The sequence below is a fragment of the Candidatus Cloacimonadota bacterium genome (genome assembly GCA_012516855.1).
Taxonomy (GTDB): domain Bacteria; phylum Cloacimonadota; class Cloacimonadia; order Cloacimonadales; family Cloacimonadaceae; genus Syntrophosphaera.
In genome coordinates, this window is record JAAYWB010000017.1 from 1 (window position 1) to 12,312 (window position 12,312).

Sequence of the window (12,312 nt, forward strand, 5' to 3'; positions counted from 1 at the left end):
CACCATCGTGTTGCCGGAAATCAATGGCAGCCAGAGGTTGATGGTGAGCCCAAACACGTGGAAAAAGGGCAGCATGCTGATGCAAATGTCCTCGGAGCGCAGATCAAAGACTTGGCAGGCGCTTTCCACATTGCTGCCGATGTTGCGATGGGTTAGCTGAACAGCCTTGGGTTCTTTTTCGCTGCCGCTGGTGAAGAGGATAACGCATACTTCTCTGTCGGGGCCGTTGTGGACGATGGTTTTAAGGACGGGGGCGGGCAGTTTGGAAATCGCCGCGGCCTTGAGCTTGTCCACGATCGTCACCTTGGAAAGGATGTCCTCCACGAAGACCATGTGGTCGATCGGCTCTAGATTGAATTTGTCCAGAAGCTTACGGCTGGTGAGGATGGTTTTGAAGCCGCATTTTTCCCTCGCGTAAAGGCAATTCTCAATCGCTCCGGTGGAATAGTTTATCATCACAGGAATCTTGCCGTTCATCAGCGTGCCCAGAACCCCCAGCACGCAGCCTACTGAGGTGGGAAGCAGGATACCAACATATCTTCCCCTGATCCTTGCCAGACTGCCTTTCATTATCAGAGAGGCGATCAGTAATCTGTCATAGGTGAAATCCTTTCCCGTCGCCTGATCATGGACGGCGATTTTCCTGCCGTATTTCTTGGCCGATTGGATAAAGCGGTGTTGCAATTGCTGCATATGAACTCCTTTCTATTTGATTATATGCAGCCAATCGCGCAGCAGGAAATCCAGTCTGCCTATAAGCAGCGAGATTCGGGCCATTACGGTGTAGCCAAACGAAGCCCCGAAGCTTATCATCAAAAACCAGATTCCTATCTTGGAAGGCACTTTGTAAAAGCCTTCCTGCTTTTTGCTGAAATAGAAGAAAAACACACCGCAGAGCGTTCCTACGATCAGCATGATGCTGCCCACCACGTCAACCGGTGAGGAGAACTTGAAAGGATTGATCATCGTGGCGGCCATCTGTTCCACAAAGTCGGACTTGAAGCTGAGCAGCATCGACATCGCGGCAGAGGTTCCCACCATCAGCGCCAGTGGGTAAAGGCTGAGCCATTGCAGTTTTGGGAACATCCTCAGCAGCATCATGATGCCCAGCAGCATCGGAATCAATAGCACCCAATTGCCGGCAAAATCAGTGAACAGTTTGTTGAAGAGATTGGGGATGAGGATGTTGTAGATGGTGTAAACCAGCCAGTATGCCGCTGAGAGGCCCACGAAGACCTGCTCCGCGAATTTGTAGAAGGGGTTGTCCTTATATAGGAAACTGAAGATGCTGAGCGTGAAGAAAGCAGCCAGCCAGATTCCAAAAGTGGTCATTATATTAGCCATGCTTGGCCTCCTGAGCGAGTTTGTCAGCCTTGCGTTTTTTCCAGGCCCGGATGTTTCCGAAGAGAATGAGCGCCAGGATCAAAACGTGAGCCACGGACTGGGGATTCATGCCCAGGCTTGCGGTTCCTTCATATCCCAGCAACAGTTCATATTCCGCTGCCGCTTTCAAGCCGCCCATCAGTCCATGCAGCTGTTTCTGGTCGTTCACATAGGGTAAGAAACCCGGTGCACTCACGGCAGTAGTGCCTCCTGCGACCGGTATGTTGAATTTGCCGTTGGCGGTCATGATCCAGTCCCGCAAGCCGGGATCGCCAGCGGAAAGCGAGATTACGTAGCGGATGTCCTTCAAAGTGCGGACAGGACTCAGCATCGGGATCTTGTTGTATTTTAAGCCTGTGATGTCGGTGGGGAAGATGGCTTCCATGCTGCGCCCCATTCCCTGTATCGTCACCATGCCGCCCGGTTTGTAGCCCAGGTTAACGTAATCCACACCATACATGAGTTTTCTGGCATTTGGATCTTTCTCTTCCATTCTGGCCTGAACAACGTTGAAAGCCATCTCCGCCACCTGCGGTCCTTGAGGCCACATCGCGGTGGCGATGACCTTGTGGCCTTTTCTCCAGGCGTGCTCTATTACAGCTTCGGCCATGGGCTGCAATTCGGTGATGGTAGAGGGGTCATAATCGAAGGAAATGATCACGGGAACGCCAGCAGGCAGGGAATTCACAAGATCGTAAACCTGCTCTGTGAGGGGTGTGCTCTGGGTTTTGAGGCCCAGTGGAAGTATGATCGGCAAAGCGACAGCCAGCACCAGCAAGAGGAATACGATCCTGCGTTCGATGACGGTTTTATCGGGCTTCTTCATTTGCCGCCTCCCAAATAGGACCTTTCTATGCCCAGAATAATGCGCAGCGAAGCTCCCACAATGCCCAGCGCGGCACTGATCAGGATCGCTCTTTGTGCTGCTGTGTTGGGATACTGCATGATGAAGTTTGTAAGCTCAGGTAATCTCAACCAGCTTAGTGATTCCGGAATCCAGCCCGTGAGCATGGGGGCGAAACTGGTGCGGCCCAGCATCACTATCACAGCTGTGATCATCAGCAGGTTTGATTCGAAATTGCGGATGATGAAGGCCCGGTAAGCCGCAGAGGCGATGTAGAAAGCCAACAGCGAAAACATGGTTGATGAGAGCGGGATGAAGGCGTTTTCGAAGAGATAATCGAATGGCTTCATGCCCAGTTTTTCAACGATTTCCTGGCCCTGGCCTAACATCCCGGGCGTCTTTTCCATGCCCCAGAGTAGACCGAAGACCAGCATTAGGCCAAAACTGACCAGTCCAGCCAGGTGATATTGCCAGTTAGGTGCTTTTTCCGCCACCCGGGTCACGTTCATGCGCAGTAAACTTGCCTGCCCCAACAGGATGGCGAAACTGGAGATGATCATGAACCAGTCGATGAGGGTGGATTCAATTCTGGGGAAGGGGTCCCTCGGGATGAATCCTGCAATGAGGATTATCACTCCGGAGACGAAGGCAACGATCAGAGGTATGTTTCGTTTCATGTTCAGTTCCCACCTTCAAAGAATTTCTTGAACCAGCCTGCCCCGATTATCTCCATCACCACACCGCTTAGCACCAGCAGGATCACCAGCAGCTTGCCGAAATCGTGTCCTTTCAGGCTGCCGAGTTGTTGGGGATCCCGGGAAATGTAAGCTGAGGCGGCGTAAAGTTCCTCTCCAATCAGTGTATAGTCACAGGAAACAACGAAGAAGGGGATCTGGTGCGGTTGGCCAGTACCGGCGGTCTGGATGGCCCCGGTGCCAAAACCGGTCTCCGTAAGGATTAGTGATTCAGCCCAGAACGCGCCAAGGAAAAAGTTCGCCGCTGGTTGTTCGCGCAGCATGATGCCGTCCACGCCTGCTACGAAGCCGAATTGGTCATCGGTCACGTAAAAAACCATGTCCTCACGGTATGCATCCGGTCTCCCGGCTTTCAGATAAGCTTCCTTCACAGTTTCCCTTGCTGCGGAGAGCACCATGGAAAAGCGGCATGGAACCAACAGTTCGGTGCCGTATTCCGCGGATTTATAGGCCAGGTGGCTGAGAATATTCAGCCCAGCGATGGTCTGGATGTCGCCCAAGTCGCTGATTCCGGGCACAAAGAGGATCGGCTTTCCCTTTTCGGTAGCGCGGCCTATAGCTTCGTCCATGCTGTCCAGCCCGCTAATGCGGCGGATGAACAGGTCCTTGCCTCGCCTTGCAGAAAAGATGTAGTAGAGGATGGCACCGCAGATCAACACCAATAGGATCAGCAGGGAAAGCTTGTTCATGTCGAACCATTGTGCCTCGGTGCGCGCAGAGCCCAGATAGGTCAGGCTGTCTCCAGATGCCCTGTTGTAAGCAATCAGGCGGTAGCGGTAATCCTTTCCGATCTCCAGGCTGGAATCGATGAATTGCCCTGACTGCGTGAATTCGTTGAATATTTCTTGATAGGCTCCCAGGGAATCGGCTTTTTGCAGGCTAAGGGAATCCGCACCGGAGGCCAGGTTCCATTTTACCAGCACCGAAGTGCCGTCGTCCCAAGGATTGTCCACAACCGAGAAAACAGGTTGTTCCGCTGTTGCAGCCAGCGCGCAGGCCAGCAGCAACAGTAGGCCTGTTAGTATATTTTTCATGTCCATCTCCTTATCAGGGAGTGCTTAAGCTTTGCCTGATGGAATCAGTGGCTGCCACTATCATTGTAACCTGCTCCGGAGTAAAGGCATTTTGCCCAGCGGAATTCATTATGTCCCGCAGTTCCTGAGTCTTGGTGTAAGCTTGGGTGAGTTCGGGGGAATTTATCAAAAGCAGATTGTCTGCCAGGCTTTCCCAAGCGGTTGATTTAAGCACCAGGGATTTCTCGGTGCTGTAACTTTTGGCTATCAGGCTGCCGATCTGATTCACGGACTGGGTCCAGCTACCCAATGCAGCCAGCGTGTAGACGTTCCAGCGGTTTTGTTCCATCAGCATTTTGTCCGTGGTTGTTTGCAGGTCGTAAAAAAGCTGTTTTATCTGTTCCCAGTTACCCTCTGCCAGCATTGGTTTAATGCTTTGCTCGAGCTTGTTCACCAGGTTCGTCTGCCTATGCATCACAGGGGCTAGGGTTTTCAGTTGGACGAGGATGGAATTAAGCCAGTTTGTATTTCTTCCGGCTACAGCCAGTTGCGCGTCCGCCGCCAAGGCGCCCCAGGCAAAGGCGGAATGCAGCGAGTCTTGCGGGGCGGGGGCAAAAGTGGTAGGTTTTAGCGCGTCCAGATCGCCTGGTTCCACTTTGTCCAAAGCCAGAAATACTGCCTTGAAAGATGGGACGGCGTTGTATTCAGAAACCTTGTCAGTGCCGTCGGGCAGCTTGTTTTTATCCCTGTTGCAGGAAACTCCGGTTAGTGCGGCCACCAAAGCCAGTAAAACGATTAGCAGTCTCTTCATCTCAAGTTCCTCAGTTCAATAAAGGTTATTGCCGGCGATTTATTTGTCCGGCATGGTTTTCGCGGTTCATGTAGGGTGTGCCCAACCTTAGCGTGTTCCGCTTGTATTTCAAAAAACAATAAACCTACTGCATCTCTTGGCATCAGGGTTTGTCTGCGTGGCATTCGGCGCAGAGGTGATGCCGGCAATAGCGGTGAAATATTTCCATCAGCCCTTGCTGCAGCAGGGTCTTTCCGTTCACGGCCCGCTGGTGCGTGGGGCTGAGATACCTTGCCATGAAACGCGTCACATGGTTTTCCTGCAGGGCTGGAAACCCGCTGTAGTAGCGGATGATCCGTTCCCGGGTCTCGTTGTCGGAGTGCTTGTCGCAATACATGTAACTCACCGGGAGGAAGATGTTTACGTAGATGTTGGCTATCAGACCTTCGCCCGGGCGGGGCAGTTTTTCCGTGCCTGGCATGACGGCGTCGGCAAAGATCCCGGCAAAGGTCTTAAAGACTTTTTTGCCATCTGCTTTATCCTTCAGCACCCTTTCCAGGAAAAACTCCATCAAACCTTGCTCCGCTGTTTTGTAGATCAAGCTGGCCATGGCGAAGATGCGGTATATAGGATGGCTTAGAGGTCTGATGCGAAAAAGTTGCCAGTCGATCTGCAGCTTTCTCGCGAAGAAAGACTGGCGTTCATAGGCTTGGGTGAGAAGCTGTTGCAGCCTTTCGTCAAGTTGCTTTCCGCAACGCTCCAGCAAGCCGCTACTGCAGCATAATATCGCCACCAGTTCCAAAGTGCTGAGGCCTTCCCGCTGCCAGGACCTGATGTCGCTTAGTGGTACGGCTTGTGCCAAGCTGAGGAGGTTGTGCTTGTTTTTATCGTAACCCAGCGCCTCCATCATACCCTCATATAGCACTTGGTCAAAATCGCTAAGCATCAGCGCCGCGCTAAAGCGCTTGACTTTCTTTTTGAACCGACGCAAGCCCCAGACGCTGAGAATGCTTTCCAGAGTTTCGTTGTCAATTGCTGAAAGCAGGTCGCAGTAGGTACCGTGTTCTTCTTCTGATGCGATTACCGGCGTTTCCAGCAGTTTTCGGATATCATCGCTAACCTGGGTTTTCAGTTCCAGAATCTCGATAGCTTCGCCGTTTTCTTTGATCGTGAATTTCTGCAAACCGGCATTCATCACCACATGCAGGATCACGTTGTTGTAATAAGCGTCCTCATGATGCTCGTGTGCTGTCCAGTCATAGCTGTTCACATGTATTTCCACGTCACCGCGCAGAATCTCTCCATCCAGGTTCACGATCACGTTGCGGAAATCCGGACCCCGGGCGGTGTTGTATTGGCCCTGGTAGCTAACCTGAATGTTTTTGCCGCTTACTGTCTTCAGCGGCGTCAGCAGATGCCCGGCGTCCCAGATGTGATAGAGGAATTTCTCTTCCACAGCGCCTTTAATAGTATCTTTGCAGCATCCGGTAACGCTGTCGCGCGGAACGCGATTGGTTGTAAGTTTGGGGGCTGTAGTCCACCGGATTGGTGAGTATGCTTATCAGCCGCATCGCCTGGTCTTTACTCAGTTCCTGGCAACTTTTTCCATAATAGTGGAGCGAGGCTGTCTCGATTCCATAAACTCCCTTTCCCCATTCCACATAATTCAGATACAACTCCAGCATCCGGTCTTTGGTCATCAGCAATTCCATCAGCAGGGTCACCTGCGCCTCCAGATACTTGCGCAGATAGTTGCGGTCGGTGGTCAGGAATATTGTTCTGGCCACCTGATTGCTGATGGTGCTGGCCCCGAAGCGGATTTCGCCGTCCTGTTGGTTTCGCTTCCAGGCTTTCTTGATCATGTCCCATTCGAAGCCAAAATGCTCGTAATAATTAGCGTCTTCCAGGGATATGGTCATCTTCACCGTGCGTTGGGGAATGTCCTCAAGTTTGATATACTCCCGCTTGTGCCAGTCGTAGCCGCGCACCAGGAGGCGCTGCAGCATCAGCGGGGAGAGGGGAGGGTTGATGAAGCTGTAAAGCAGGCAGAAAAAGGCAATGATCGCCCAGAAAACAAGATGGGCAAATATAATGCCGCGCAGAAGGCGGACGAGCCAGTGACGCTTGCGCTTCATTGATTATACGGATTGGCGGAAGGAACCATCCTACCTTGTTAGGAAAAGCCCGGGAGGAACTGCCGCCCTGAGTAGGGGCAGGGTCAGTTTTGGGCTTTTTCCTTGTTGACCACAGCGGCTATACGCGCTTTGCGGCGGGAGGCGGTGCGTTTGTGGATAACGCCTTTCTTGGCGGCTTTGTCCAGTTGGGAATAGACCTTGTTCAGCAGTATTTCTTTCTCTTCGGGGGTCATTTCTGAGCGGATCTGCTTGTCCAGTGTCTTCAGGGTGCGTTTCACATAGTTGTTGCGGGCACGACGCTTGGCGTCGGTCTTCATTCTCTTAATAGGGGACTTGTGTTGGGGCATTTCTAACCTCTTGTTTTGTTAATCGCATGGATCAAAAATAATTGAAGCCTAATTATGTCAACCCTTTTTCTCTTCCGAAAGCGCCGATATCATTATCGCCGCCTGTTGACGGGCGCTAAGTTCGCTTGTATCTGAATTAGTTGTGATGTTTTTGCCTGCTCTCCAGTCTTCCCGCAGACCTTTCAGAAAACTCATCGCCGCAGCTTCTTCACTGATATCGAAACAGGCCCCGGCTTTGTAAAGGTCTATGAGTTCCTCAGCTTCTCCGCCGTGGGGTCCCAGGCAGAAGATTTTCGTGCCGGAGCCGATGTATTCATAGAGCTTGGTGGTGAGCATGCCCTCAAAACCTTCGTAGTAATTGATCAATAGCAGCAGCAGTTCGCAATCCGCCATTTCAGAAATTGCCTGCTGATGCGGCACAAAACCTTTGTAGGAGAAACTTCCGGGGATTTCCACCGCCGATAGTTTCATCCGGTCTGCGTCGATCCTGGTGCCCACGCAGGTCAATTCAAAATCCCCATCCGGAAAGGCCTTGCCGATTATTCTTGCCGCTTCTTCTAACTTCTGTCCTTCCGTGAGATTGCCTACATACTTGATCCTGAATCTTTCTGCTCGAGTATTTTCATTTACCCTTGCTGCGGCTGTTTTCGCGGCATCATAGCCGTTGCGGACCACAATGGAGTTTGAACTCGGAAGCTGCTTTGCCAGATGCTTTGAGATCACGATGTTCAGGTCCGCGGATTGTGCCACTTTGCGTTCCAGGGCTTGGTGCCGGCGCAGGCTCCAGCCGCAGGGTGGATTAAGTTTCAGATAATAAACCGTGCTCCAGGGATCGCGCCAGTCGGCGATCCACCTGGCCCGGTGCCGTTTTTTCAGTTCCAAACCGATCAGATGGGTGGAGTGGGGAGGACCTGTCGTGATAACAGCGTCCACAAGATTAGTCTTCAAAAAGGCTGTCGCGGTTTTGAGCGCGGAGGGATTCCAGAATTTGCGTGCGTCCGGTATGATCAGGTTCAGCCTTGCCCAAATCAGCGCTTTGCGCAGAAACCCTGTCTTCGCGTTGGTGCTGAGATCGCCGTAGGGCACAGAACTCCGCTTCCCGAACAGCGCTTTCCAGAGTCTGACTGTGCTGGGCGCGCCGCTGCGCAATACTTTCACTTGAGGAGGGATTTCCTGTTCAAGACTGGGATCCAGCACCGGATAGTCGCCGTTCGCGGTGGTTAGCACTGTCACTTCAATTCCGCTTTCCACCAGCACCGGCAGCCATTTGTGCCATCTCTGCACAGCCGCGCCCCCGCAGGGGGGAAAGTAGTAACTGATCAGCAAAATCCGCATCAGACTTCCAGGATCAGGCCGGCCAGTTTCGGCCAGGAGAACTTCTCTATATAAGAGGGGATGCTGGCGCTCATCCGCTCGTGAAGATTCTCGGTGAAATAGCGGATCAGAGCTGCGGCCAGGGCTTCCGCGTTGTTGGGCGGCACCAGCAGGCCGGTCTCTTCCTCGCTGATGTACTCGCTCAAACCGCCCACATCTGAAGCGATCACCGGCATCTGAAAACTATAGGCGGTGGCGATAACGCCGCTCTGAGTGGCGCTTTTGTAGGGCAGAACGCAAACCTGTGCCCGCCGGAAAACTTCTGCTACCTCAGTGTCTGTGATATAGTGGAAACGGGCGTCCACAGCCTCGCTCAAACCCAGTTCGCGGATCAGGTGTTCGTATCTTTCCTTCTTACCATAGACCTCGCCGGCAACTATCAGTTTCAGGTCCGGAACTTGCCTGCGTGCCTGTTTGAGTGCCGCAAGCAGTATGTCCAAACCTTTGTAGGCTTTGATCAGTCCAAAAAACAGGGCGGTCGGTTCTTCCAGCTTTTCAGCGCCGGATTCACTCCTGCCCGTTCCGTAGCAGTGGTAGATGGGGTGAAATCCCAGCAGGCCTTTTCGGGAGATATCTTTGGGCATTTTCCTTTTCAGGTCTTCAAGGCAGGCTTGGGAAAGCAGCACGATCCTATCGTTGTGCTGGAACAACTTGCGGGACAGGATGTCGGCCCCGGGCCATTTCTCGTGGAAATCGATGTTGTGGGCCAGGCAGATTCTGCGCGTGTCCGGCAAACGCTTGCAGATCCAGGCATGGGAGGGCGCGAACCAAGGCAGGAAATACGAAGTGAGCAAAAGATCGGGCTTATAATCCCGGATTCTCTTCACCGCCCTGGGCCAGGTTTGGGGCAGGTAGGGCGTGAATAGCCTTTCCACCGGGAGTTCCGGCATTTCGGCAAAACTCGTGGTCTGTTCTCCGCCTGGGAACAGCAGTTTGGGATACTGCCTCACAAAAGTGAACATCCGCACTTCGTGCCCTTGGTCCTGAAACTCCCGCGCCAGCATTAGCGCGAACTGCGAAATCCCGCCCCGGAAAGGCGGCGCCGGCCCCAGCATCGCGATTCTCTTCATCTAATTCCTGCTTTGCATGAAAAAGCGTTTCACCACGTCCGGATCGTTGTATTTGCCAAAGAGCGTCATTAGTTTCAGCCTTACTTTCACGCCTTTGAGGTCGCCCGCGAGGATGCAGCCGAGGTCGGCAAGATGCTTGCCCCCGCCTTCATATCCATATTCCGAAAGCACTCTGCCAGTATAGGTCCGCGAACTGATCACCACCAGGATGTTTTTATCCAGAGCAGCCTGAATGTCCGGAATCAGGCTTTGGGGCAGGTTTCCGCGCCCGAAAGCCTCGATCACGATGGCCTTGGCGCCCCCCTCTATTGAGCTGTGGATGTGCTTTCCGTCCATACCCGCCACAGCTTTGATCAGGTCCACCGCGGTGTCCAGCTTGTCCGTCCACACATATTCCCGGAACAGCGAATCGCGGTGGTAAACGATGGTGTCAGGATCCACGCTTCCCAATGGACCGTAGCCCACGCTGCGAAAGGCGTCCACCTTCCCGGTGTCGGATTTCACAACGTCCCGGGCGGTGTGGATCTCGTCATTCATTACCACCAACACCCCTTTGTCCGCGGAATCGTGATGTGAAGCCACTCTCACGGCCCCGATGATGTTGCGCGGGCCATCCAGGCCGATGTCACTGCCGCTGCGCATGGCGGCTGTGAAGACCACCGGTTTGCGGGTGGTGAGCACCAAATCGCACAAAAAGGAAGTTTCCTCCAGCGTGTCAGTGCCGTGTGTGATCACCACGCCATCATAATCTATGATTTTCAAGTCTATAAGTTTGGCCAGTTCCAGCATCATCTGCGGCGTTATGTAAGGGCTCGGCAGGTTCAGATATTCCATCACGTCAACGTTTGCCACGCTGTCCAGCTGGGGAAACTCACGCAGCAGGTCGGCCAGTTCAGAGCTGGGAACCACTCCCAGCGAACCTTTGGAGGACATCGAAATAGTGCCTCCGGTGAGAATTATGAGGATGTTTTTTTTGGGTGTTTCTGATTGCATTATTGTCCCCGATAAGTGATGGGGTCTTTGTATCCCGCTTCGGCAAAGGCTTTCAGGCGCAGTCTGCAGCTCTCGCAAACCCCACAAGCCGCTGTGTTGTCCGCGTAACAGCTCCAGCTCAGTTCAAACGGCGCTTTCAGCTCCATGCCCAGCTTCACGATCTCCGCTTTGCTGAGGTGCAGCACCGGAGTGACGATTCGGATCAGCCAGGCATTCCTGCTGCCGCTGGCGATCACTTCCTCAAAAGCCTTGAAAAACACTTCCCGGCAATCCGGATAGCCGCTGCTGTCTTCTTCCACTGCCCCGATGTAGATGGCATCTGCGTGGATCGCTTCAGCCCAGGATACCGCCGCGCAGAGCAGATTGGCGTTGCGGAAGGGAACGTAGGTGGAGGGGAGTTCCTTGCCTGGATCCTGATTTGGTATCTCTTTGCTCGGATCGGTCAAAGCCGAACCGCCGATGCGGGACAGCCAGTCCCAGTTCAGCACTTCGCTGCGGCGGGGACCGTAGTGAGCGCTGATCGCTTCAAAGCTCTTCAATTCACGCTCCTGTGCCCGCTGACCGTAACTCACGTGCAGGAAATTCAGCTCTTCACAGTCCCGCGCGGCCACCGCCGCGCTAACCAGGCTGTCCATCCCTCCGCTCACCAAAACTATCGCTCTCTTCATCCTTTTCTTCCATCTGCTCGCTTTTTCTTTTCATCTCCGTGCGCGGGGCGCTTTGTGTCAAGCACGGATTTTTCGCGCAATCGTCCGGAACATCCTCAAACCTATATCAGTTGTGCGATTCCACCATATGTTGCGAGTTCTCCATCCTGGCCCCAAGAATAGTAAAAATAGGCAGGGTGGGAAAGTGTTGTGCCTGTAAACGTGGCTGCTGGGCATTGGTTCATGCTCAATCAAGGTGGAAAATGTCTTCCGGGCTGTCGTCTGGATGGGCGCCCGCACCCAAAATAGCGCCATACATGCTTATCCATTGCCAAACCCTGTCAGCCAGACCCTTAGCGGTCTTTTTCATCCCTCTCCCACGCCCCTCGTCAAATCCCCGCATCAAATGCGGGAATCGTGCGGGAGGCGAGACAGGAACCCAACATAGGGCCTTAACGGCCAGATAGCATCGTTTTGCCCGTTCATAAGGACTTTGAGCTGAGATGACGGCGTTTTTACACACTCTATTTTAACATTATCCATGAGCCGATATTTGAGAATAAACTGCACTTTGAACTGGTCTCCATAGCCGTTCGGAGTCGATAATCCTGGTATAATGGAAAATATTTTCTCTCGCGTATCAGACTGATATGCAAGGGGATGTAGTTCTATCTAACATAATTCACGGCGAAAACCGAAAAATACCTCTTGACAAAAAAGGGGGCTTTCAGAAAATGTCTGAACGTGCGCTTGACAATCGTGGATTTCAGCGCTCAGATCTTTACCAGAATATAGAGTGGGAATGAGAGGAAAAGCTCTTGTCAATTCATTCATATTATCGATATGATGGAGAGTTTGATCCTGGCTCAGGACGAACGCTGGCGGCGTGGATTAGGCATGCAAGTCGAACGGTATCATCCTTTCGGGGGTGAGAGAGTGGCGAACTGGTGAGTAACACGTA

General features: G+C 52.9%; 13 protein-coding genes and 1 rRNA gene. 1 reads left to right on the forward strand and 13 read right to left on the reverse strand.

Annotated features, from left to right (window positions below):
• The 13 genes from GX466_01575 to queC form a co-directional block, all read right to left on the reverse strand.
• A partial coding sequence (locus tag GX466_01575) for an AMP-binding protein (GenBank protein ID NLH92904.1) occupies nt 1-693 on the reverse strand: 693 nt, incomplete at its 3' end.
• 12 nt (nt 694-705) lie between these two features.
• Nucleotides 706-1,344 (reverse strand): hypothetical protein, encoded by a 639-nt coding sequence (locus tag GX466_01580; protein NLH92905.1) that lies wholly within the window; start codon nt 1,342-1,344, stop codon nt 706-708.
• A complete protein-coding gene (locus GX466_01585) occupies nt 1,337-2,209 on the reverse strand; it encodes a hypothetical protein (protein NLH92906.1) in 873 nt (290 codons plus the stop codon). The genes GX466_01580 and GX466_01585 overlap by 8 nt, the downstream gene beginning before the upstream one ends.
• Nucleotides 2,206-2,904, reverse strand: coding sequence for a hypothetical protein (locus tag GX466_01590; protein ID NLH92907.1), 699 nt, complete (start codon nt 2,902-2,904; stop codon nt 2,206-2,208). The genes GX466_01585 and GX466_01590 overlap by 4 nt, the downstream gene beginning before the upstream one ends.
• A 2-nt stretch (nt 2,905-2,906) precedes the next feature.
• Complete coding sequence (locus GX466_01595; protein ID NLH92908.1) at nt 2,907-4,016, reverse strand: hypothetical protein; 1,110 nt, start codon at nt 4,014-4,016, stop codon at nt 2,907-2,909.
• Nucleotides 4,017-4,029: 13 nt separating this feature from the next.
• The gene (locus GX466_01600; protein ID NLH92909.1) at nt 4,030-4,806 is read right to left on the reverse strand and encodes a hypothetical protein; all 777 of its coding nucleotides are present in this window, start codon (nt 4,804-4,806) and stop codon (nt 4,030-4,032) included.
• Between the two features lie 142 nt (nt 4,807-4,948).
• The gene (locus GX466_01605; GenBank protein NLH92910.1) at nt 4,949-6,241 is read right to left on the reverse strand and encodes a DUF2851 family protein; all 1,293 of its coding nucleotides are present in this window, start codon (nt 6,239-6,241) and stop codon (nt 4,949-4,951) included.
• A 7-nt stretch (nt 6,242-6,248) separates the two neighbouring features.
• Entirely contained in the window at nt 6,249-6,920 is a 672-nt protein-coding gene (gene mtgA, locus GX466_01610; protein ID NLH92911.1) for a monofunctional biosynthetic peptidoglycan transglycosylase, read from the reverse strand.
• A gap of 83 nt (nt 6,921-7,003) precedes the next feature.
• Nucleotides 7,004-7,267: a 30S ribosomal protein S20 gene (gene rpsT / locus GX466_01615; GenBank protein ID NLH92912.1), complete on the reverse strand. Its 264-nt coding sequence runs from the start codon at nt 7,265-7,267 to the stop codon at nt 7,004-7,006.
• A gap of 57 nt (nt 7,268-7,324) precedes the next feature.
• Nucleotides 7,325-8,602, reverse strand: coding sequence for a glycosyltransferase family 4 protein (locus tag GX466_01620; GenBank protein NLH92913.1), 1,278 nt, complete (start codon nt 8,600-8,602; stop codon nt 7,325-7,327).
• On the reverse strand, nt 8,602-9,711 hold the full coding sequence (locus GX466_01625) for a glycosyltransferase family 4 protein (protein ID NLH92914.1): 1,110 nt from the start codon (nt 9,709-9,711) through the stop codon (nt 8,602-8,604). Before GX466_01625 ends, GX466_01620 begins: the two co-directional genes overlap by 1 nt.
• Nucleotides 9,712-10,704, reverse strand: coding sequence for an asparaginase (locus GX466_01630; protein ID NLH92915.1), 993 nt, complete (start codon nt 10,702-10,704; stop codon nt 9,712-9,714).
• Complete coding sequence (gene queC, locus GX466_01635) at nt 10,704-11,372, reverse strand: 7-cyano-7-deazaguanine synthase QueC (GenBank protein NLH92916.1); 669 nt, start codon at nt 11,370-11,372, stop codon at nt 10,704-10,706. The genes GX466_01630 and queC overlap by 1 nt, the downstream gene beginning before the upstream one ends.
• Before the next feature lie 820 nt (nt 11,373-12,192).
• Between queC and GX466_01640 the strand changes: the two genes are divergently transcribed.
• Nucleotides 12,193-12,312: ribosomal RNA gene (locus GX466_01640) — 16S ribosomal RNA — on the forward strand; the annotation flags it as partial.